Annotated in this window: 19 protein-coding genes and 1 pseudogene; 9 read left to right on the forward strand and 11 right to left on the reverse strand. The window is 42.8% G+C overall.

All coding sequences use genetic code 11. The features are described from left to right. Together ACRRSW_RS09825 and ACRRSW_RS09830 are read right to left on the reverse strand one after the other, a co-directional pair. Positions 1-330 carry a tyrosine-type recombinase/integrase gene (locus ACRRSW_RS09825; RefSeq protein WP_432459229.1) on the reverse strand — a complete coding sequence of 110 codons (330 nt, stop codon included), beginning with the start codon at positions 328-330 and terminating at the stop codon, positions 1-3. Next, positions 327-542 carry a phage integrase N-terminal SAM-like domain-containing protein gene (locus tag ACRRSW_RS09830; RefSeq protein ID WP_432459230.1) on the reverse strand — a complete coding sequence of 72 codons (216 nt, stop codon included), beginning with the start codon at positions 540-542 and terminating at the stop codon, positions 327-329. Before ACRRSW_RS09830 ends, ACRRSW_RS09825 begins: the two co-directional genes overlap by 4 nt. Before the next feature lie 214 nt (positions 543-756). Here ACRRSW_RS09830 and ACRRSW_RS09835 point away from each other — a divergent pair, with 214 nt between their 5' ends. Next, the gene (locus tag ACRRSW_RS09835; RefSeq protein ID WP_432459231.1) at positions 757-2,199 is read left to right on the forward strand and encodes a DUF2971 domain-containing protein; all 1,443 of its coding nucleotides are present in this window, start codon (positions 757-759) and stop codon (positions 2,197-2,199) included. A gap of 224 nt (positions 2,200-2,423) precedes the next feature. Here the strand turns inward: ACRRSW_RS09835 and ACRRSW_RS09840 are convergent. Continuing rightward, positions 2,424-2,564, reverse strand: a pseudogene (locus ACRRSW_RS09840) (IS3 family transposase); the annotation flags it as partial. 1,035 nt (positions 2,565-3,599) lie between these two features. Here ACRRSW_RS09840 and ACRRSW_RS09845 point away from each other — a divergent pair. The 6 genes from ACRRSW_RS09845 (at position 3,600) to ACRRSW_RS09870 (ending at position 10,232) form a co-directional block, all read left to right on the forward strand. Then, positions 3,600-4,088 carry a MarR family winged helix-turn-helix transcriptional regulator gene (locus ACRRSW_RS09845; protein WP_432453395.1) on the forward strand — a complete coding sequence of 163 codons (489 nt, stop codon included), beginning with the start codon at positions 3,600-3,602 and terminating at the stop codon, positions 4,086-4,088. After that, positions 4,085-5,530 carry an efflux transporter outer membrane subunit gene (locus ACRRSW_RS09850; RefSeq protein ID WP_432459232.1) on the forward strand — a complete coding sequence of 482 codons (1,446 nt, stop codon included), beginning with the start codon at positions 4,085-4,087 and terminating at the stop codon, positions 5,528-5,530. Before ACRRSW_RS09845 ends, ACRRSW_RS09850 begins: the two co-directional genes overlap by 4 nt. Before the next feature lie 20 nt (positions 5,531-5,550). Continuing rightward, on the forward strand, positions 5,551-6,744 hold the full coding sequence (locus tag ACRRSW_RS09855) for an efflux RND transporter periplasmic adaptor subunit (RefSeq protein WP_432459233.1): 1,194 nt from the start codon (positions 5,551-5,553) through the stop codon (positions 6,742-6,744). Between the two features lie 12 nt (positions 6,745-6,756). Further along, positions 6,757-8,253, forward strand: a complete 1,497-nt coding sequence (locus tag ACRRSW_RS09860) for a DHA2 family efflux MFS transporter permease subunit (protein ID WP_432459234.1) — start codon at positions 6,757-6,759, stop codon at positions 8,251-8,253. A 277-nt stretch (positions 8,254-8,530) separates the two neighbouring features. Beyond that, the gene (locus ACRRSW_RS09865) at positions 8,531-9,310 is read left to right on the forward strand and encodes a phosphotransferase (protein ID WP_432459235.1); all 780 of its coding nucleotides are present in this window, start codon (positions 8,531-8,533) and stop codon (positions 9,308-9,310) included. Positions 9,311-9,707: 397 nt separating this feature from the next. Beyond that, positions 9,708-10,232 carry a GNAT family N-acetyltransferase gene (locus ACRRSW_RS09870; protein WP_432459236.1) on the forward strand — a complete coding sequence of 175 codons (525 nt, stop codon included), beginning with the start codon at positions 9,708-9,710 and terminating at the stop codon, positions 10,230-10,232. 286 nt (positions 10,233-10,518) lie between these two features. Here ACRRSW_RS09870 and ACRRSW_RS09875 read toward each other — a convergent pair whose 3' ends face one another. The 6 genes from ACRRSW_RS09875 to ACRRSW_RS09900 form a co-directional block, all read right to left on the reverse strand. Further along, positions 10,519-10,959: a hypothetical protein gene (locus ACRRSW_RS09875; protein WP_432459237.1), complete on the reverse strand. Its 441-nt coding sequence runs from the start codon at positions 10,957-10,959 to the stop codon at positions 10,519-10,521. A gap of 303 nt (positions 10,960-11,262) precedes the next feature. After that, positions 11,263-12,255, reverse strand: a complete 993-nt coding sequence (locus tag ACRRSW_RS09880; RefSeq protein ID WP_432459238.1) for a transposase — start codon at positions 12,253-12,255, stop codon at positions 11,263-11,265. Between the two features lie 163 nt (positions 12,256-12,418). Next, entirely contained in the window at positions 12,419-13,585 is a 1,167-nt protein-coding gene (locus ACRRSW_RS09885) for a hypothetical protein (RefSeq protein ID WP_432459239.1), read from the reverse strand. An 87-nt stretch (positions 13,586-13,672) separates the two neighbouring features. Next, positions 13,673-13,810 carry a hypothetical protein gene (locus ACRRSW_RS09890; protein ID WP_432459240.1) on the reverse strand — a complete coding sequence of 46 codons (138 nt, stop codon included), beginning with the start codon at positions 13,808-13,810 and terminating at the stop codon, positions 13,673-13,675. 501 nt (positions 13,811-14,311) lie between these two features. After that, a complete protein-coding gene (locus ACRRSW_RS09895) occupies positions 14,312-14,545 on the reverse strand; it encodes a hypothetical protein (protein WP_432459241.1) in 234 nt (77 codons plus the stop codon). Between the two features lie 324 nt (positions 14,546-14,869). After that, positions 14,870-15,862 carry a transposase gene (locus ACRRSW_RS09900; RefSeq protein WP_432459242.1) on the reverse strand — a complete coding sequence of 331 codons (993 nt, stop codon included), beginning with the start codon at positions 15,860-15,862 and terminating at the stop codon, positions 14,870-14,872. A gap of 387 nt (positions 15,863-16,249) precedes the next feature. Between ACRRSW_RS09900 and ACRRSW_RS09905 the strand changes: the two genes are divergently transcribed. After that, complete coding sequence (locus ACRRSW_RS09905) at positions 16,250-16,975, forward strand: HNH endonuclease (RefSeq protein ID WP_432459243.1); 726 nt, start codon at positions 16,250-16,252, stop codon at positions 16,973-16,975. Positions 16,976-17,393: 418 nt separating this feature from the next. Here ACRRSW_RS09905 and ACRRSW_RS09910 read toward each other — a convergent pair whose 3' ends face one another. Both ACRRSW_RS09910 and ACRRSW_RS09915 read right to left on the reverse strand, forming a co-directional pair. Next, entirely contained in the window at positions 17,394-19,403 is a 2,010-nt protein-coding gene (locus ACRRSW_RS09910; protein ID WP_432459244.1) for a TonB-dependent receptor domain-containing protein, read from the reverse strand. A gap of 142 nt (positions 19,404-19,545) precedes the next feature. Further along, positions 19,546-20,490, reverse strand: a complete 945-nt coding sequence (locus ACRRSW_RS09915; RefSeq protein WP_432459245.1) for a LysR substrate-binding domain-containing protein — start codon at positions 20,488-20,490, stop codon at positions 19,546-19,548. Positions 20,491-20,705: 215 nt separating this feature from the next. Between ACRRSW_RS09915 and ACRRSW_RS09920 the strand changes: the two genes are divergently transcribed. Beyond that, positions 20,706-21,638: a siderophore ABC transporter substrate-binding protein gene (locus tag ACRRSW_RS09920; protein ID WP_432453385.1), complete on the forward strand. Its 933-nt coding sequence runs from the start codon at positions 20,706-20,708 to the stop codon at positions 21,636-21,638. Positions 21,639-21,671 lie beyond the last annotated feature (33 nt).

Here is a 21,671-nt window from a genome sequence, read left to right on the forward strand (position 1 = left end):
TCACGCTCTCACCCTGCGATGTGGCATGGGCACGAAGCGGTCTTTACCGCCTTTAGCATCCCGCACATGGATTTGCATGGCCTGACTATCAATATCATGAATGCTTAAGTGTAAGCCCTCGCTCAAGCGCAGCCCCATGGAATACAACACCAAGAAGAAGACTTGATAGCGGGGTTGCGACGTCATGCTAATCACGAAGCCGACTTGCGCAGGGCTTAAGATATCGGGTAAGCGCTTCACTTGAGGAGGCTTTACAATGTTTAACCACTGCCATTGTTTCTCGAGGGTGTAGTGATAAAAAAATTGCAAGCCATTGCGGTCTAGCTTCACGGGCTCCAAGAATGGCTGCTAATCAGTTGAGCAAAATAGGCCTTTAAATCAGCGGTGCTTAAGGTATCGGGGGAGCGGTCAAAGTGGGCAGAAATCCGACGTACCGCACGCGAGTACGCATCAATGGTGGCTGGTCGTTTCCCTTGTAAGGTTAAATTGGTAAGGTGTTGTTTATATAAGACATGATAACGATGTTGTTGGGTAGGGTTCATGCTGCATACTCCGATTCATCACGACCGATTGGCCGTGTCACATTGAGTATGAGATATCAGGTGCTATGCACTCTGCCGCAGAGCGGCTTCGTTCAACAAGAGCTTTAAGTCGGAATAAAAACAGTTGGCTACGTTTCGCTTCGCTCCACATTATAGCCAACTATTTTAGTCCGCTTAAGCTGGCGTTACACCACTTCAATCAGAGTAACTTTCTATGAGCAATGAGTTTTACAGGTTTAGACGTATTAGTAGTTTAATTGGTGAGTTTGAAGAGTTAAAGAATCAAAGTATTTACTTTGCTGAGCCTGAATCATTAAATGACCCTATGGAAGGGTTTCGGGATATGTACTGGAGTGGGGACTACATCGTTTGGAAAAACTTATTTAAGCATTACCTATTATGCCTAGAAAGGCTCTGTTCGCAATTGTTAATCTCAGGAGAAGAGCATCCTATATCAAAAGATGATATGCCAATATTCTGCGGTGAAGAAGATTTCCCAACTCCAATGTATAAAGAACTATTCAATGAAATATTACTTAGTTTCTTTGAAAATAAGAATCTTATAACTCTTATAAAGTCTATATCTGAAAGAACATCGCCTGTTAGAAGGGATGAACTATTTTTCTATCTGAGTAACACTCATAGTTTCGCACTTGAGGTAATCTACGATAAATATGAATCTAAAGGTTTAATTCCCAAGAGAGACATAAAGAATTCAGAGGCAGGAAAAATAATAGAAGATTTAGTTTCGAGCGACTTCATTGGAATGCTTGAAAAAAGCATGTTTGAAAATAATGGAGACGAGAAAATTGTCAGTGCAGTATTCTCAGCACAAAAACATTCTCATTCTCAAATGGATCTGATTTATCGTCATAACGGCAATGTCGATAATGATATGAAGAATAGAAACTTAGTGGTCATTGAATTCTCCGATGAATATATCTCTCAACTTGAAAAACTTGTTTTTCCTGAATGGTATACCGCCTGTTTTATGTCTGAATGTAAAAGCTCATCTGTTTGGGGGCATTATGGGGATAATCATTCTGGTGCATGTTTAATATTTAATGCGGAAGTTATTGCTGAAAAAAAATATTTAAGTATGAAAGGAAGAAATGGTTGTAGTTCGTCATCTGGTGCAACTTATGGATTTGCTAACCGAGAGTTTTATGAAGTTGACTATAAAGAAGGTTATGGCCAAATAGATTTTTTCAGAATGCTTGGTCGTTTACCTGTACCAAAGCTTAATTCTATGTGGTATTCATTAGATGGTAAAGTTAGCAAGTGTGCTGATGATATGATTAACGCGGAAGATCAGTGGAGAGAGAATTATTGGAACAATTTTTATAGGGATATAACAATAAAATCCAAAGATTGGGAATACGAAAATGAACACCGACTAATACTAACTAATATGCTGGGGAGCTTCTCAGAGCCAAAAGATCGGTCTTTAAATTATGACTTTCAGTCATTAAAGGGGATCATATTTGGAATTAAAACGAAAACAGAAGATAAGTTAGAAATTATAAAAATAATTGAAAACAAATGCCGAGAAATTGGTAGAACTGATTTTAAATTTTATCAGGCTCATTACTCATCAGTAGAGAAATGTGTTAATTATTCTGAAATGGGGCTACTTAAATATAAATCAGTGGTGTAATCGGGTAGCCGGAGGAATCTAACCTCCAGCCCCCACAACACCCTGCATGCGGCTCCGCACAGGGCGTTTCCTGAAAACGGTTAAAATACAACGGCCGATTAGCTCCTTTGCATTCCAATGATGGCTTCTGTTTTTGCGCCATGACTCCTCAGTCCGGTCGGATACGGAGACAATGAGCTGCACAGGGTAATCCTCCCATTATTAACCGCATTTATTCGTAGAATTCATGCTGCCGTTTTTAGTGGTGGGAACCCTCCATTTGCAAGGTGTGGTCGTTGATGATTGTAGAACCATAACCATTGGGTCGCCCGACCTTGAACCTCTTCAAGTGTGTCAAACAAATACTTACTCACTAAGCCAAACCTCATAGTACGGTTCTTAGGAGGGCGGCACTTGGTAACAAGTGTCGCCTATCCGACAAAAACGTGCTTCAGCGGTTGAACTAGGCGATTCATAAATACCTAATTATTAGTGCGGTGCAAGCGTTAGGAGAATTACATTTACCCTTACCAAAATACCTTTTTGGCAGGGCGGTGGGTTCATACAATAAAGTAATCTCTGATAAGTTGTAAGTTAATTTCTTTCATTCGTTTTAATCTAAATTGATGAAAGCAGAATTATGTCATCTTTTACTGCAATTCTATGCCAATATCATATGCAAAATGTTGGCTAATCGCTTGATTCTTAGCTACCCCATATGTCAACTTCAATTGCAAGCCACATATTCTATTACATTCCATAAATTTCAATTGAATCAGTCGATTGCTTATATCACTTAGCTTAGTCTTTTTTGCGGCGTAGGCTATACCAATAGCGTTTTGGAGCTTGGGCTGGCCTAATGCCAATCGAACTCATTAATTGTTCATTCTTGTTAACCTAAATCAGCGCTAAATGTATGATGTATCTTGTAATTAGAGTCACTAGTTACTGCATTTCATGGCTGGTTATCGGCAGATTTACTCGGCGCAATAAGTTGATCATATAATGAATCAGATTGGTATAAGCTTGCCTCACTAGCACTATTTGAACGTCTATTTATTTGAATAGCGGTCCAAACTTAGTTTTTCTTAGCTTCAATCCGATAGATACGCCTTCGCTAAATGCTTTCTACTTATCATTTAAATTAATGCCTTCATCGAGCTTATAACTTAGTTTAATACCTGATAAATAACACATTTTATTTTGTGTGAAAGTGATGCTCGTGTTTTATCAGCCTCATTCAGATATAGCGCAGCTTCAGCAATCGTGAAGGTTTTTACAGGCATTTTCCCAATGAGTTATAGCCGGTTTTATCCTCAAATGAGATATATCGATTGACATCACATTTTTTGGAATTATCATTGCAGTAACAATAATTGCATAGGCAACTAATGCAGTGGCAATCATTTTGTGAGTGAGTGATGACCGTAACCAAAGAACAAAAAGATTTTATGCTAGATAATATCGGCTTTTTGCTAGGTAAAAGCTGTTACATCAAAGATAGGCTTTTAGACCAACATCTTATCCCCGAGGACATTACGTCTACCCAGGCAAAGGTCTTGTTTCAGATTTATCATTTTCGCCTGAATAGGCCTTCAGAAATAGGAAAATCGCTCAATGTTGATAATAGTGCGATTACTCGAATGTTGGATAGACTTGAAAAAAAATCACTTATAGAACGAGTCCCAGACCCTACGGATCGTCGTTCGCAGATCATCCATTTAACCCCGACAGGGAGTTCGGTGGTCGAACGTTCGCTACCGCTTGCGAAAAGTGCTATCGATGAGTTAACTCAAGCGCTATCGAAGCAAGAAATCGAGCAATTTCGTCATTGTCTGATAAAGATTGTCACTTCTAAAATTCCTGAGAATTGCCAGAAAAAATATTTGAAAGGTACAGATCCTGAATGAGAAAATACACAAAGTTAACGCCAGTGATGGTGACGCTGCTGTTATATGGTTGTGCTGCACCGAAAAATATCCAGCCCCACAATCAATTGGCCGAAAAATCGATAATTGAGCACAGTGAAGCTCTTAATGCACAGCATTTGTCACCTGCACTATGGCCCGCCGAGAATTGGTGGCTACCACTTGATGACCCTCAATTAGAGCGTTTGATTAAAACAGCTTTAAAAAATAGCCCAGATATTCAGTTGGCAAATGCAGCTTTAGTCAATGCGTCGTCGATGGTGATGGCGGCAGACGCTCAATTTGATCCGGTGATTACCGCCGACGCCGGTGTATCAAGAGCGCGTTTGTCCCGTTCCCAAGATTATAGTTTGCAGGGGAATCGCTATGGCACTGTTTATAACCTTGGTTTGAATGGCTATTACTCATTTGATTTGTGGGGGGGAGAGCGCGATAGCTGGGAAGCTGCGGTGAATAACCAACGGGCGGCTGAAGTTGATCATCAGGCCGCGAAAATTACCCTGTCGACAGCGATTGTTCATCGCTATGTTCAACTCTCGAATGCCTACGCTTTGCAAGATTTGGCGCAGAAAGATTTAGATCGTACTGTGGGGATTGTTGATATTACATCACGTCTGTTTAAACACGGTTTAACTTCTGAAGATCGACTCTACACTGCACAAAGCGGTGCTGCGTCGGCTAAGCAAACCCTAAAGAAACGCACACTGGCGGTGAAGCAACTTAAAAATGTCTTAGCGACTTTAGTTGGCCAAGGTCCAGATATTGCAACGAGCATTCATCGTCCAAGCGTCCATATGGATACTCACTTAGCGTTACCGCGCGAGGTGCCTGCAAACTTACTTTCTCACCGTCCCGATATTGTGGCTGCGAAGTGGCGGGTAGAAGCCATGAGTAAAGAAATTGATTCTGCAAAAACGCGTTTTTATCCAAATGTGAATCTTAGTGCGACCGCTGGATTTAAAGCCATGCTTGGTGATGCAGTGTTTGAAGATGCGAGTCGTGCTTGGAGCGTGCAACCTGCGATTTCTCTGCCGCTATTCACCACTGGCTTAAAAGCAACATTAATCGAAAAAACAGCGGGTTACGATACTGCTGTCGCGCAGTACAACAAAACCTTGGTGAATGCGCTGGGTGAAGTCAGTGATAGCATTTTGTCCCTCCAGTCTATTCAGACTCAGCTCAAAGATGCTCACGAAAGTATGCACTTGGCAGACAAGAGTTACGTGATCACCGAAAAACGTTACGAAGCTGGGATGGGAAGCCAGCTTGAAGTTCTTATGGCGGAGCAGCAACTTATTTTGGCTGAATCGTCGTTTACATTGTTAAAAAATCAGCAGCAAGAACAGCAAGTGCTACTGGTGCGGGCTTTAGGCGGTGGCTTTCGCCAAGCGCAATCAGTTCCCTCTACTCGTGCTGATAACTAGTCGTTATTAAGGTTATAAGAATGCAAGATACACATATTGAAAATGTAGCGTCTCCCCAAAAAGGTAAGCGTAAAAAAAGTTTCACTATTTTTGCAGCAGTGCTGTTGCTTGCGGGTGTAGGCGTGAGTTATTACTACACAAATTATGTCGTAGACAATGAAGAAACCGAAGATGCTTATGTGAATGGTAACGTGGTTCAAATCACCCCAGAAATTAGCGGGACTGTTACTAAAATTGTGGCCGACGACGGTGATTATGTTGAAAAAGGCCAAGAATTGGTTCGTCTTGATGATGCCGATGCCGAAGTCGCTTTTGAAAGTTCGATGGCAAACCTAGCGCAAACGGTTCGCCAAGTTCGTGGTTTGTTTAACAATGTTGCACAAGCAAAAGCTGTGGTTGATGAGAAGACCATCGCCTTAAATAAAGCTAAAAGTGATTTAAAACGTCGTGCAGATATGGTGAAAGCGGGTGGTCTTTCTCAAGAAGATCTAAGCCATGCCAAAGACATGGTGAATTCAGCCAAGAAAACACTGGCAGTTGCAGAGCAGCAGTTGAAATCCCACCAAGCGATGATCCATAACACCACTGTTGAAACCCATCCTTTGGTCAAAACTGCAATCACTAAAGTGAAACAAGCTTATTTGGCGAAGCAACGTACTCGTTTGGTTGCTCCGGTTTCAGGTTATGTCGCACAGCGCAATGTGCAAGTGGGTCAACGGATTAATCAAAGTTCAACCTTAATGGCTGTGGTTCCATTGGATGAAGTATGGATTGATGCCAACTTCAAAGAGACGCAACTCAATGATATGCGGATTGGTCAGCCAGTGACTCTCACCTCTGATTTGTATGGTGATGAGGTGGAGTTTCACGGGTCGGTTGAGAGTTTAGGGATTGGTACTGGTAGTGCCTTTTCTATCCTTCCGGCGCAAAACGCCACTGGTAACTGGATTAAAGTGGTACAGCGCTTACCGGTGCGAATTGCCTTAGATAAACGCGAAATTGAAAAATCGCCACTGCGGATCGGTTTATCGATGATGGTACACGTTGATACCAAAGACACCAGTGGTCAGTTATTGGCGCAAAAGAACTCAAAGGCGGTAGCGCGTTACCAAACCGATGTATACGCACAATCGTTGCAAGGCGTTGATGATTTGATCGTTCACATTATTTCTGAAAACGATATTTTGGGCGAGTTATACGTTGCCCAGAAATAGAAAGGTAGTGAAATGAGTGAACAACAGGGGTTTCGACCCGCCAATATGGGCCTGTGTGTATTTGCAATTGCGCTTGGTGTGTTCATGCAAGTACTCGACACTACGATCGCCAACGTATCACTACCGACAATTGCGGGGAATATGGGCGTGAGTCTCAATCAAGGGACTTGGGTCATTACCTCCTTCACCGTGAGTAATGCCATTGGTTTGCCGATTACCGCGTGGTTGAGTCGTAGAGTAGGGGAAGTACAGTTGTATGTTGGTGCGCTAATCGCCTTTAGTGTCACTTCCTTCCTCTGCGGTATTTCGCAAAGTATGGGCGAGCTGGTGTTATTCCGTACTTTGCAAGGTTTTGCCGCTGCACCGCTGTTTCCGATGAGTCAAGTCTTGCTGTTGTCTATCTTTCCCAAAGAAAAACGCAGTATGGCTTTGGCATTGCTGGGGATGGTGGCGGTAGTGGGTCCGATTGTTGGGCCTATCTTAGGTGGGTGGTTAACCTACGACTATAGTTGGCCATGGATCTTCTTAATCAATATTCCTATCGGTATATTTACCGTGATGGTTATTTTGACCCAGCTCAAAGACCGTCCACATAAGCCGGTTAAGTCAAGACTGGATATTATTGGTTTAGCAACCATGGCTTTAGGGGTCGGTGCCTTACAAATTGTACTGGATAAAGGAAATGAGCTGGATTGGTTTGCAAACCCATGGATCATTGGCGGCACCGTATTTGCGGTGATTATGCTGGTATTTATGGTGATTTGGGAGCTCACCGATGAGAATCCAATCATCAACCTACGCCTTTTTGCCAATCGTAATTTTTGCATTGGTACTATTTTATTGACCTTGGGGTATTCTGGCTTTTTTAGTATTAACTTGATCCTGCCGCAGTGGTTACAAAGTCAAATGGGCTATACCGCTTTATGGGCTGGGTTTGCAGCGGCACCATTGGGCGTGATACCGCTATTTATGACTCCTATTCTGGGACGGTTTGGTAGTCATCTTGATATGCGGAAATTAGCCGCGACATCATTTCTGGTCATTGGGATCAGTTGTTACGCGCGTGCTAAATTCAATATCGAGATTGATTTTGCGAGCATCGCGGCGGTTCAACTGTTTATGGGGATCGGTATTTCGTTGTTCTTTATGCCGATGACAACTATTTTGTTGTCAGATCTTAGTGGGCCCGATGTCTCTGATGCCGCCTCATTGTCGACCTTTATACGCACCATTGGCGCTAGCTTTGCTTCGTCGTTGACCACTTGGATTTGGTCGAGAAATGCTAGCTTACACCATTCGGTTATGGCGGAGCATATCTCTCCGTATAATCCTTTGATTGCGCCTTCGCTACAGAGACATTCTGAAACTACCTTAGCCATTTTAAATGGTTCAATTACGACGCAATCATTCATGATGTCGACGATTGACTTGTTTACCATTTTGATGGTGTTATTTATCGCCTTAGTTCCGTTTATCTTCTTGACCAGGAAGGCGGTGAAACATGCTTAAATACTGTTGCTGAGTAAGCTTTCAATCGCTCTTTTAAGTGTAGAGCCAGTCAATTGAAATGACTGGCTTTTCTTTATATTTGGGGGTTTTCTGTTTTGCAGGTGAGTACTATTTTAACTGTGATTTTTACTTGGTTCTAATGTTGTTCTTCCATCGACAATAATCCTTTTTAGCATAACTTAGTTGTTGATTTATGATTGATGCTACTGAAATCAATATGAAGTCGTGATAACACACCTAGTAATCAATGCATCAAATATGAGACAGCAGGAGCCTTATGGAAGAACTTCAAGGTGGCCGAAAAGGCTCGGTTTTTCGTTTAGCAGACAAGGTTTATCGTCCCTGTGGATTTTGGTCGCAATCGATTCATCAATTACTCAGGCACTTAAAACGTGAGCAGTTTTACGGCGCTCCAGAATCATTTGGTTTCGATGAGCAGGGACATGAGATCCTATCTTATATACTTGGTGATGTTTACAACTACCCATTGGTCGGTGCTATCGCAACGAAAGCTGCATTATGTTCTGCAGCCGCTGTTTTACGTCTATATCACGATGCCACCGTTTCATTTGTTCAGTGTGGACAAAGCAATCAATTAAAGTGGTTGCTACCGGCAAGAGAACCACAAGAAGTTATCTGCCACGGTGATTATGCACCATACAATGTGGCATTAAATGGAAATACAGTGGTTGGTATTTTTGATTTTGATACCGCGCATCCAGCTCCAAGAATTTGGGATGTCGCTTACGCTGTTTATTGCTGGGCACCATTTAAGACTAAACCGAATGATGCCTTGGGGGATTTAAGGCTGCAATCCATTCGTGCAAAGCAATTTTGTGATTCATATGGCTTGCCATATTCCGAGCGTGTCCAGTTAGTTGATGTGATGATATCGAGGATACAAGCCTTGCTTGATTTTATGCACGACCAAGCAGCCAAAGGGAATGAGGCATTTATTGCTAATCTCAAGGATGACCATCATTTGGCTTATATAGTAGACATTGAATATTTAAAGCTGCATCAACAAATAATTACGAACAGTCTAAATGGCGATTAGTTCGGCCAATTGTTGGCGTACAATAAAGTCTGATTAATTTTTGCTATAAGTGAATAGTTCAGCATTCATGATTTATCTCATTGTTGTCGTATTACTTGTTACGACAAGCCTAAGCAATACTCCTGAAAAACCAGCTTACGCTTAGCTTTTCTTTTTTTATGGGTAAACTACTGTGATGGTATACAGCTTGGTTGGTTCCCATCTTTCTGCAAATACATGACCACCTTTCACGCATGGTCAAAATGCTGATAGACTGGTATGCTATTGATAAATTTAAATATTAAAGGGTGTGTGAATTTCTGTGGTGCGTGAAAGGTGGTAACTTCGCATGCGTGAAAGATGGGGATTTGCATATTAATATACTGTTAGCTATCCAAGTCATGAGGTACAAATAAGTTTGGAATCGGAATTCAATATAAGAGAAGCGACATTAGACGATGTTTCAGCAATATCAGTTTTGGGTCGTAGCATATATAAAGAACACTTTGCCGATATTTGGCATGACATTGATAGTTTTTTAAATACTGATTTTACAAATGAAGCAATTGAATCGTGTATAAAATCGCCATCAAGTCATCGCTATCTGCTAGTTCTTAGAAACAATACATTGGTCGGTTTTGCCAAATTAAACATAAATTCAGAGCTGAATGGTATGGGGAAACCATGCATTGAATTGCAAAAAATCTATCTAAAAAAGGATAGTGTTGGCAATAATCTAGGTTCAGCACTAATTGAGCGTGTAATGGAACTTGCAGCAGAACTTGATAGTAAATACGTGTGGCTGGATGTGTTAAAAAACAACGTGAAAGCCCAAAAATTCTATCTACGGCATCAATTTGGAATAATTGATGAAATACCTTATAAAACTGATAGGTATCAGATAGGAATGTTTGTTATGGTCAAAAGGTTAAAAAATAGCTAATCGGGTAGCCGGAGGTATCTAACCTCCAGCCCCCACAACACCCTGCATGCGGCTCCGCACAGGGCGTTTCCTGAAAACTAAGAAGAGCATGGACATCCATGATAAAAACTACAGGGACAGTAACAGCGTTAGTGAAGTGAACACCACTGCAATTATTTAGTCCTCAGGCTGTTCTCATGCCGATTAACGGGTAAGTTTGCAAAAATGGCTCATTTCGTTGATTTTTGAAGCAATGAGGGCCTCAGCAAAGCTGATTATTGAGGGTAGTTCGAAAGCAAGCTCGCACTTAAGCGCGGTTTAGCAAACGTTTGCTGCAACTTAAACCGGCCGTTCGTTTATGCCCCATATGCTGATGGTATTGCCTGAGCAAGCTTTCTTGACCGACAGCCCCAGAAAAGTGCCGTTCAAACTCGCTACTTAAAATCAGCCACTGCGCTTCATTTATCCCTAAGCGTTGGATGATGGAACTTTCGCCACTGTCGATGTCACCCCGTTTATCCTCTCTTACCATGCGCCCAGTCATATCAACCAACTCAAGATAGTCTTTCAGCTCAAAGGGTAAGCCTTGGGGCATCGGCTCTCTTGGGTTACCCACAAAGGGAAACAGGTTTGTTGCCTGGGCTTGTTTTAGCTGAGCGGCTTTTGCTCGTCGCTGTACGCTGGTATGAGCGGAGCCCTCTGGTGTACTTGCCATCTTGGCTCTGATGGGGTTTAGGTCAAAGAGCATGGACATCCATGATAAAAATCACAGGGCCAGTAACAGTGTTAGTGAAGTGAACACCACTGCAATTATTTAGTCCTCAGGCTATTGTCATGCCGATTAAGAAGAGCATGGACATCCATGATAAAAACTACAGGGACAGTAACAGCGTTAGTGAAGTGAACACCACTGCAATTATTTAGTCCTCAGGCTATTGTCATGCCGATTAACGGGTAAACTTGCCAAAATGGCTCATTTCGTTGATTTTTGAAACAATACACGCCTCAGCAAGGCTGATGATTAAGATATTGTTCGAAAGTAAACTCGCGCTTAAGCGCGATTTAGCAAACGTTTGCTGCAACTTAAACCGGCCGTTCGTTTATGCCCCATATGCTGATGGTATTGCCTAAGCAAGCTTTCTTGACCGACAGCCCCAGAAAAGTGCCGTTCAAACTCACCGCTTAAAATCAGCCACTGCGCTTCATTTATCCCTAAGCGTTGGATGATGGAACTTTCGCCACTGTCGATGTCACCTCGTTTGTCCTCTCTTACCATGCGTCCGGTCATATCAACCAACTCAAGATAGTCTTTCAGCTCAAAGGGTAAGCCTTGGGGCATCGGCTCTCTTGGGTTACCCACAAAGGGAAACAGGTTTGTTGCCTGGGCTTGTTTTAGCTGAGCGGCTTTTGCTCGTCGTTGTACGCTGGTATGAGCAGAGCCCTCTGGTGTACTTGCCATCTTGGCTCTGATGGGGTTTAAGTCTACGTAAGCCATACACGCCATGAGTGCGGCTTCATCCAAAAGCGCTTGGGATTTAAAGCGTCCTTCCCAAAATCGACCGGTACATTGGTCTTCTTGATTGGCGGCTCGCGCAATGTGTTCGTTTAAATGGCGCATAAACCAGCTTAAGTCATACAGGCGAGTCCGATACACTCCGGCGGTGGCACGAATGGCTTGTAGTTGCACCTCACTTAACTGCGGACGTAACTCAAGGTTGAGATACATCTGAGTCAGTAAGGTGCCCTGATGCAAACTATGCCAGCGTTCTAAGACTTCATCCATTAACCAAGCTTCTGCTTGCTGCGGATTAACATGTAGCACGAGGTGGGTATGATTACTCATGACAGCATAAGCACAAACATCAATGGCGAACACCGAGGCTAATTTGAGCAGATAATCCTCGACCCACTGGCGGCGATGCTCATAGCTTTTACCGGTTAGTTGGTCTTCGCCACACAGAAACGCCCGTCGAACACAACGGGAAACACAATGATAGTAGGGTGTATCCGATAAGCTCACTTGCGAGCGTCTTGACCGAGGCATGATGATAACTCCCTAAATAAATCACTATTGATAGTTTAGACTGTAATAAGCATTTCGTTAGTTGGGGTGGGTGTCTACTATGACGCTAGGGATCAGTAAGGGATCGGCAGCGCAAGTTGACAGCGTAGCCCTGAACTTGCGCTTAAAACCGAATCTTTAAACTTTAAACTATTTGCAGATCGCGTTCAGAAGGTAAGCAGTTTTCGATGTACGGAAAATCACTTTCGTTTTTGGCTTCCAAATTCAACTTTCTGTCAAATAACTCCCTTGCTTCCTTAAGGAATTGAAGCATTTGTTTTTCGCAATCTAAATCTTTTTCTGGCCCAAGATCGTAAAACACGAACTGATGAGTTGTTATACCCAATATTGATGTGTGTTTAATCGATGAGTCAACCCTAGACATAATTCCTTTGATTTGATGCGCATTGTCTGCTTTTCTTATAAAGTGATAAATAAAATAACCAGGTAGTATATGAGTTGGCTGGTCCTTTCGACTTATTCGTTTTATCTCTGCACAATCAGCGCTCACAAAACGCTTGCTAGATTTCACTATTAGTATTGCCACTTTAGATTTGTTACGATGGGAGTCGTTTGCTAATGGAAGGCATTTTTCAACAAACTCATCCTCATCTATTTCCCTATTCATTAAATTTTTATAGCGATTAGTGAAAACAAAAACTAAATATCCCCCCACACCACATGCCAACAGTGTGGCAGCCCCAAGGTATCCACTTAATAGGCTATAGTTTTTACCATTACTATCCAAGTAAAACTCAATGGTGCCTAAAACTATTAGTAGGAATCCAGGTAATGCTCTTTGGTGTAGATATTTTAGTTTTGAATCGATATTTTCATTTAACTTATACTTCATTAATACAATATGAAGGAGAATATATCCCATGACCCATAGGTAGTTATGCAACCCCTTTAGAAATGTACTCCCGTCGCTAGATGAATCTGGCCCTAGGTTATACGATTCCAACCACACATCAGTTTGCTTGTTTAAAAATGCTACTGCCAGTAAAAACAGTGCCGGCAAACTATTTAAGAGAATAAAGTGATTGAAACTTTTGTTCGCTTTTTTCTTATCAAACCATAAAGACCACCATGTTTGAACCGAAAATAAAAATGTTATGCACCAACAAGATAACACCAGTATCAGCTCGTACCTTTGAAATGGAGTGCTGTTCAGAAAACTGGTTTCAACGATGATCACAGTGATTTCCTTGAGAATAATCGAAACTAGATAGGCATACATTATCGAAAGAAAAATAAACAAGTGTTCATTATGATTTAATGTCGGCCTACTGGTGTAGCTATGTTCTTCCATGAACCTTTCTCCGTATGTTTAATGGTTTATAGTTGTAAAGATGGTCTATGAATCGCCCCGACAAGTTCGGAGGCAGATTTATTTGAGTTATGCTGCCTGATCATCGGGCAACTGTCGATAGTAGTTTTCTTCGTATTCTGCTGGTGGTATGAACTCAGCCGCCGCCCGTTGTTGAACAAGCAATCCAGTCCAGTGTTGCCAGTTCAAACTGATCCCAAAGAGCATGGACATCCATGATAAAAACTACAGGGACAGTAACAGTGTTAGTGAAGTGAACACCACCGCAATTATTTAGTCCTCAGGCTATTGTCAGGCCGATTAAGGGCTAAATTCACAGTAGGTGACTCGGTTTGATAATTTCTGGGCCAATGTGCGCCTCAGCAAGGTATCACCACCCATACAAGACTGATGATTAAGATATTGTTCGAAAGTAAACTCGCGCTTAAGCGCGATTTAGCAAATGTCTGCAGCAACTTAAACTAAAGATAACAAGACATCCATCTTAACTAGCGAAATGTTAGTCAATATCTAAAATTATCATTGCGTTTCCCGCAGCGTTCGTTGGACTTTTTTGTGTGGCGAAGACTAACATGCTGGTAAACGCTATGGTAATTCATCCGCAGTGATGACCTTGATTGATGACCTTGATTGATGACCTTGATTGATGACATTCAATAGGCGCTTCGCCTCTTTTAAGTAGGGCGAAGCCGCTTATTAAACTTTCTCCTAGAAATTAGCAGACATACCAACATAATAAGTGCGTGGCGATTCCACATGACCTAAGGCAATAATATCGTCGCTTAGCTTTTGGTTACTTAGGTTGTCGATCCCTGCGCGAAACTTAAAGCTGTCGTTTAGCTGATAATTTAAGCCGATGTTGATGAGGGTATAGGGTGCTTGGATTAGTTCTTCCCCATTGTCATTTTGTTCGATTATTTTTCGAAGAGCATGGACATCCATGATAAAAACTACAGGGACAGTAACAGCGTTAGTGAAGTGAACACCACTGCAATTATTTAGTCCTCAGGCTATTGTCATGCCGATTAACGGGTAAGCTTGCCAAAATGGCTCATTTCGTGAAGAGCATGGACATCCATGATAAAAACTACAGGGACAGTAACAGCGTTAGTGAAGTGAACACCACTGCAATTATTTAGTCCTCAGGCTATTGTCATGCCGATTAACGGGTAAGTTTGCCAAAATGGCTCATTTCGCTGATTTTTGAAACCATACACGCCTCAGCAAAGCTGATGGTTCAGACATAGTTCGAAAGTAAGCTCGCGCTTAAGCGCGGTTTAGCAAACGTTTGCTGCAACTTAAACCGGCCGTTCGTTGATGCCCCATATGCCGATGATATTGTCTGAGCAAGCGCTCTTGACCGACTGCGCCAGAAAAGTGCCGTTCAAACTCACCGCTTAAAGTCAGCCACTGTGCTTCATTTATCCCTAAGCGTTGGATGATGGAACTTTCTCCACTGTCGATGTAACCCCGTTTATCTTCTCTTACCATGCGTCCGGTCATATCGACTAACTCAAGGTAGTCTTTCAGCTCAAAGGGTAAGCCTTGGGGCATCGGCTCTCTTGGGTTACCCACAAAGGGAAACAGGTTTGTTGCCTGGGCTTGTTTTAGCTGAGCGGCTTTTGCTCGTCGCTGTACGCTGGTATGGGCCGAGTCCTCTGGTGTACTTGCCATCTTGGCTCTGATGGGGTTTAGGTCTACGTAAGCCATACACGCCATGAGTGCGGCTTCATCCAAAAGCGCTTGGGATTTAAAGCGTCCTTCCCAAAATCGACCGGTACATTGGTCTTCTTGATTGGCGGCTCGCGCAATGTGTTCGTTTAAATGGCGCATAAACCAGCTTAAATCATACAGGCGAGTCCGATACACTTCGGCGGTGGCACGAATGGCCTGCAGTTGCACCTCACTTAACTGCGGACGTAACTCAAGGTTGAGATACATCTGAGTTAGTAAGGTCCCCTGATGCAAGCTATGCCAGCGTTCTAAGACTTCACCCATTGACCAAGCTTCTGCTTGCGGCTGATTAACATGTAGCACGAGGTGGGTATGATTACTCATGACAGCATAAGCACAAACATCAATGGCGAACACCGACGCTAATTTGAGCAGATAATCCTCGACCCACTGGCGGCGGTGCTCATAGCTTTTACCGGTTTGTTGGTCTTCGCCACACAGAAACGCCCGTCGAACACAACGGGAAACACAATGATAGTAGGGTGTATCCGATAAGCTCACTTGCGAGCGTCTTGACCTAGGCATGATGATAACTCCCCCAAATAAATCACTATTGACAGTTTAGACTGTAATGAGCATTTCGTTAGTTGGGGTGGGTGTCTTCTTTGACGTTTTGTTCATCAGCTCGCCCTCTTTTTAGATAAAAAGGCGTCCGGCTTCCTTCAGACATTCCCTCGCGGCAATGCCCTTGCCATTCGCTAGTAGTTAGCGTTTAATAATCAAAACATTATTAAACGGTGACCTTCCTACAGAGGACTTTCACCTCATTAGTTCATGCCCATGCTGGGCGTACACAAATCGCTGCAATTGACAAAAATACCTGTCACGAATTTTGGTACCCAAAATGTAGCGCCAGGTATTTTTGCAACTGAGCTCAGCGTTATATTTTTATTCATAGTGCAGGAGAATCCAATGGCTCATATCCCAGAAGAAGCACATGTCGTTGCCTACTATTTGGCAAAATTTCCAGATTCTTATAAAAATCTTGAGCCTAATAAAAATATGACGAATTTACTTATTAGTTACTCTAGATTCTTTTCAATGCCAGACAGTTCATTGAAGAGACTGCGAGATGAATATGATGCATTTTTCCCACATAGAGCAGGTTATAAAGGCGCAGAGAAGAGATCATCTCGTGTAAAAGTTAATGATTCTCTTAAAAAATTAAGTGAATCTGAATTACATGAAAAAGTATTAAATATTGTAAATGAAGAGTCAGCTGTATTACCTGAAATTGAAACTGACACTCCTTTGTGGGAAGGAAAAAGGGTTCAAATTCAAGTCAATAAATTTGAAAGAAATCGATATGCTCATGCTGCTTGTATCGAGCACCACGGATTAACATGTCAATGCTGTTTAAATAATATGGGTGAACTTTATGGGGAAATTGCTGAAGGTATTATTGAGGTTCACCATATCAAACCTATTTCTGAAATTGGTGCTGATTATCAAATTGACCCAATCATTGATTTAGTTCCACTGTGCCCTAATTGCCATAGGGTTGTGCATAAAAGAAACCCGCCGTATACAGTCGAAGAAGTGCAGTCAGCGTTTAATAAGAAGAGCATGGACATCCATGATAAAAACTACAGGGACAGTAACAGTGTTAGTGAAGTGAACACCACCGCAATTATTTAGTCCTCAGGCTATTGTCAGGCCGATTAAGGGCTAAATTCACAGTAGGTGACTCGGTTTGATAATTTCTGGGCCAATGTGCGCCTCAGCAAGGTATCACCACCCATACAAGACTGATGATTAAGATATTGTTCGAAAGTAAGCTCGCGCTTAAGCGTGATTTAGCAAATGTCTGCAGCAACTTAAACTAAAGATAACAAGACATCCATCTTAACTAGCGAAATGTTAGTCAATATCTAAAATTGTCATTGCGTTTCCCGCTGCGTTCGTTGGACTTTTTTGTGTGGCGAAGACTAACATGCTGGTAAACGCTATGGTAATTCATCCGCGGTGATGACCTTGATTGATGACCTTGATTGATGACATTCAATAGGCGCTTCGCCTCTTTTAAGTAGGGCGAAGCTGCTTATTAAACTTTCTCCTAGAAATTAGCAGACATACCAACATAATAAGTGCGTGGCGATTCCACATGACCTAAGGCAATAATATCGTCGCTTAGCTTTTGGTTACTTAGGTTGTCGATCCCTGCGCGAAACTTAAAGCTGTCGTTTAGCTGATAATTTAAGCCGATGTTGATGAGGGTATATGGTGCTTGGATTAGTTCTTCCCCATTGTCATTTTGTTCGATTATTTTTCGACCGCGATAGTTGGCACTGGTGAATGCTGATAAGTGCTCGCTTGGCTTCCAGTTGAGTTGCAACAGTGAAGAATGCTTATAGCGATTGGTGAGCTGTTGATTGGTAGTCGCATCGCGAGCATCGGTAAAGCTATAGTTTGCTTTAATACTCAACTGTGCTGAAAGCTCAACACTGCCTTCGAGTTCTAAGCCTTGAAATAGGGCTTGCTCTACATTTTCATAGTATTCATAGGGTCTATCGTATTGGCCATCATCGATTTGAGTACCACTACGTTGGATCAGGTTATCGACTTCATTTCTAAATATTGTGGCGGCGAGTGACCACGAGTGCTGATGATATAAAGCCGAGAGTTCGTAGTTGACACTGGTTTCTGGCTGGAGATCTGGGGTCCCAACCACATAACAATGGCCGCCACAGCTAGAGAGCGTAAAATCTGGATTCAGCTGTACCATGGTTGGTGCCTTAAAGGCTTTGCCCACACCGCCTTTAATCACTAGATTTGGATTAACTTGGTTAACCAAATAGGCGCGAGGGCTTAGCTCGGTCCCAAAGTCTTGGTGATGGTCGACACGAGCACCTAGCGTGGCGGTCCAGTCTCTCGCAAAGGCCCATTCATCTTGCACAAATAGCGCTTGCTGCTGAACACTAGTTTGTTTGCTATTCGGTAAGTTATTGGGGTCGTCAAGGGAACTATAACGGGCATCACCACCAAAGGTTAAGCTGTGGGTAGCCAGATAAGTGGTGGCTGAAGATTCGAAAATATGATTGGTTTCCAGCGCGTCTTCGCTAGTGGCTTGGCCTTCAACTTTGACTTGTTCGTGAGAATAGCGCGTTTGGCTATCTCCCCAGCGCCAAAAACCGCTGTGAGTCAGTGCCTGACTATGGCGTATTACTTTCTGTTCACTGGCGGTAATCGACGGTTGGCCACCTTTATTCCCTTCGATTAGGGAGTCTCGAAAGTCATCGCTATAGCTGAGATCCAAATCGATAATTTGCTGATCGCTAAGATACCAAGACAGCGCTCCTTGCATACTTAGAGTATCGCGTTTCTCGATAGCGGTTACATCGGCTCGGTCGTAGGAGCCGTTGCTGGTATTGCCAGTGCCTGTGTAGGGGTTCCAAGAATTTCGATAGCTTTCGTTGAGCGCAAAGCGAGCATATAGCTTGTCGTTGATTAATGCGCCGCCAGTATTTAAGCCAAGTAAGTATTGCTCGCCACCGTTGCCATCGGCTGGGCTTGATAAGTTACCGTTGAGGGTAGATTGCCAAGCATTTTGTGGTGTTTTGGTGATGATATTAATGGTACCGCCCATCCCATCCGAGCCATAGAGCGCCGACATTGGCCCGCGAATAATTTCGATGCGTTCGATGCTGTCGACCGGAATTGTGGAAAGGTCGAAGTCATTTCCTCGCACAATCGCACTGCTAGAGCTCATTCGTCGACCATTCACTAGTACTAAGGTATATTTAGCATCCATACCACGAATACTGACTTGCTCACGCCCAGCTCGGCCACTTTCTTTGATGGATTCTACGCCCACCGCTTCTTTAACTATATCTGCCAAGTTGATGTTGGGTTTACTTTGAATTTGTTCGGCGCTAATCACTGAAATAGAGGCAGGGGCTTTTGCCACACTCGCTTGGGTACGCGATGCCGTGATAACTATCTGTTCAAATTTCTCAGTGGTTTGCTCGCCCTCGTTGGCCAATATGCTGGGGCTACTAAGTGTTGTAAGTGCAGCGACGAAGTAAGTCGGAGCAGTGCGTAAGCGAGCGTTTCCTGACAATGTCATTGGTATATCCATAATGCTAATGAGAATAATTTGCGCTAAAGTCGGTGAATTTCCCGATGAAGTCAACGCGAGTGCCATTGTAAATTTGTATGGTAACTATTCATCTATTGCATACTGGCTCTGATAAGACTAAGCAAAACGTTTAGTTGAGCGGCTTGTCAGCTTTGTTATTGTAAAGTGCTTTAAACTGTTCCCTTACCCAACAACACATTGCGTCGTTATGATGGCGCTTATGCCAGTACAAATAGATGATTGGGTTATTGATTTTTAGTGCTTTTAGGTTTGAGCGGGCCACCAAATTTCGTCCTTGGCAAATGCTGTCGGCAAAGTGGGCAGGCAGCTGGAAAATAATATCACTCACCTCGGCTAGGCAGGCGGCTGCGTTAAAGTTGGTCAGTGTCAGCGGAACTCGAAGCTGTTGCTGCTTTGTTAGTAAGCCGTTATTTCGGAGTTGTTGTTCTAAGGTAAAGCGTTTATCACCTTGAATGGAAATTGCCCCAAAATTGCACTCAAGTAGGTTGTCCAAGTTGATCACTTGCTTGGCTAAGGGGTGATCCTGATTCATCACCAATTTAAATTCCAATTGAGCGATGGGCATGCGATAGAGCTCTTGTTGGCTAGAACTAGGTGTAAATGCAGAGAGTACAAAGTGGGTGTCACCATTTTCCAGGGGACTAAAATGATCTTGCGGGATAGTGTCAACGTCTAGCGTCATATTGGGGGCTTGTTGACGCAGCAGTTTAAAAAAGGGCGGTAGTAGATAGTTGATATCTGGCAGTAGACCGAACATTTTGATGGTTTTTCTACTGTTGGCTGGCTCAAATTGTTGGCCGTCAAACAGGGTTTCCATCTCCGCAATCAGACGCTCTAAATCCTTGAGTAAAACTTTAGCACGGTTAGTTAAATCGTAACCTTGATTGGTTCTGACCAGTAGTTCATCTTTAAAAATGACTCTGAGCTTTTGTAGTGCGCGACTCACCGAGGGTTGACTGATGTTGAGAGACCGAGCGGTTTTGGAGACATGCTTTTGATTTAACAGTTGCTGCAATATCAGCAGTAGGTTGAGATCGATACTTCGTAAATTCATAAGATGGATAGCTACTATTAACAATATTCAGTTGACGGATGAAGTCTATTTGTTACTGTTGATGCCAACAAGAATGATTTGCATTTAAATTTAACTTTAAGTTGATCTAGCGCGTGGCTTTGCGATTATTTTTTAGTTTAACTATTTGGATGCTTTATTTTGAACGTGTAATCACGTTGCATATTTTTTGATCTTATAGAGAGTTTGAGTTGAACATGTCTGTCAAAAATCGGTTGTTAGTTTGGGGTAAAGCAGTGCTGGTTACTGCGCTATGTTTGGTGTCTGGCGCAGTATTGGCAGAAAGTCTCACGGTACGTCACCACATGGGGGAACTAAGCCTTGAGAGTTCACCTAAAAGAGTGGTGGTTTTGGGGCATGCCAGCTTAGATTTGGTGGATGCGCTAGGAATTAAGCCCGTGGGTGTTGTTAAAAGCTTGTTACCCGATTACCTAAAGCAATATCAAACTGAGCAATATGGTAGCGCAGGAAGTAACACCGAGGCAGATTTTGAAGCGATATATTCGCTTAAGCCAGACCTGATTATTGCAGAAGCGCGAATGATGAAGGTTTATCAAGAGCTCTCAGCGATTGCACCCACCTATATGTTTTATGTGGAGCCCGGCCACTATTGGCGAGACACCCAAACTAACTGGCGTAATTTAGCCAAGTTGTTCGGTAAGTCAGCTGAAGCAGAAACTTTAATTCAAGGTTTCTCTCAACAATTCACCGCGCAACATCACTTGAGTGAGCAACAACAATTAACAGCGCTCACGGTGATGAATAATGGAAACAATTTAGCCAGTTTCGGAGATAACAGTCGTTTTTCTTTGGTATATCAAGAATTGGGTTTTTTGTCTTCGTTAGCTAAAAATGTTGAATCGACAGTGGGTCCTCACGGAAATCTCATTTCTTTCGAATATATTGCCGATGCAGCGCCCGATGTTTTATTGGTACTAGACCGCGAACAAGCAATAGGACGCAGCTCTGGACGTGCTAAATCACTATTTAATAATCCGTTGGTGGCGAGTACGCCTGCCGCCAAACATCAGCGGATTGTGTTTGTTGATCCCGCAGCTTGGTATTTAAGCGCCGGAGGGCCAAGGGCTACTCAAATCATGTTGGATGATGTTCATAAGGCATTCAATTAATTTAAGGTAGTCCCCTGTCTGGGCAATTTTTAC

It is taken from the genome of Agarivorans sp. QJM3NY_25, from assembly GCF_050870875.2.
Lineage (GTDB): Bacteria > Pseudomonadota > Gammaproteobacteria > Enterobacterales > Celerinatantimonadaceae > Agarivorans.

Excerpts from the sequence above, each read along its gene's own strand:
- ACRRSW_RS09900 (WP_432459242.1), bottom strand. The coding sequence starts at position 15,862 with ATGCCTAGGTCAAGACGCTCGCAAGTGAGCTTATCGGATACACCCTAC.
- ACRRSW_RS09885 (WP_432459239.1), bottom strand. The coding sequence starts at position 13,585 with ATGGAAGAACATAGCTACACCAGTAGGCCGACATTAAATCATAATGAA.
- ACRRSW_RS09910 (WP_432459244.1), bottom strand. The coding sequence starts at position 19,403 with ATGACATTGTCAGGAAACGCTCGCTTACGCACTGCTCCGACTTACTTC.
- ACRRSW_RS09875 (WP_432459237.1), bottom strand. The coding sequence starts at position 10,959 with ATGCTCTTTGACCTAAACCCCATCAGAGCCAAGATGGCAAGTACACCA.
- ACRRSW_RS09905 (WP_432459243.1), top strand. The coding sequence starts at position 16,250 with ATGGCTCATATCCCAGAAGAAGCACATGTCGTTGCCTACTATTTGGCA.
- ACRRSW_RS09890 (WP_432459240.1), bottom strand. The coding sequence starts at position 13,810 with ATGCTCTTTGGGATCAGTTTGAACTGGCAACACTGGACTGGATTGCTT.
- ACRRSW_RS09860 (WP_432459234.1), top strand. The coding sequence starts at position 6,757 with ATGAGTGAACAACAGGGGTTTCGACCCGCCAATATGGGCCTGTGTGTA.
- ACRRSW_RS09855 (WP_432459233.1), top strand. The coding sequence starts at position 5,551 with ATGCAAGATACACATATTGAAAATGTAGCGTCTCCCCAAAAAGGTAAG.
- ACRRSW_RS09920 (WP_432453385.1), top strand. The coding sequence starts at position 20,706 with ATGTCTGTCAAAAATCGGTTGTTAGTTTGGGGTAAAGCAGTGCTGGTT.
- ACRRSW_RS09845 (WP_432453395.1), top strand. The coding sequence starts at position 3,600 with ATGACCGTAACCAAAGAACAAAAAGATTTTATGCTAGATAATATCGGC.
- ACRRSW_RS09835 (WP_432459231.1), top strand. The coding sequence starts at position 757 with ATGAGCAATGAGTTTTACAGGTTTAGACGTATTAGTAGTTTAATTGGT.
- ACRRSW_RS09915 (WP_432459245.1), bottom strand. The coding sequence starts at position 20,490 with ATGAATTTACGAAGTATCGATCTCAACCTACTGCTGATATTGCAGCAA.
- ACRRSW_RS09830 (WP_432459230.1), bottom strand. The coding sequence starts at position 542 with ATGAACCCTACCCAACAACATCGTTATCATGTCTTATATAAACAACAC.
- ACRRSW_RS09865 (WP_432459235.1), top strand. The coding sequence starts at position 8,531 with ATGGAAGAACTTCAAGGTGGCCGAAAAGGCTCGGTTTTTCGTTTAGCA.
- ACRRSW_RS09895 (WP_432459241.1), bottom strand. The coding sequence starts at position 14,545 with ATGGATGTCCATGCTCTTCGAAAAATAATCGAACAAAATGACAATGGG.
- ACRRSW_RS09850 (WP_432459232.1), top strand. The coding sequence starts at position 4,085 with ATGAGAAAATACACAAAGTTAACGCCAGTGATGGTGACGCTGCTGTTA.
- ACRRSW_RS09880 (WP_432459238.1), bottom strand. The coding sequence starts at position 12,255 with ATGCCTCGGTCAAGACGCTCGCAAGTGAGCTTATCGGATACACCCTAC.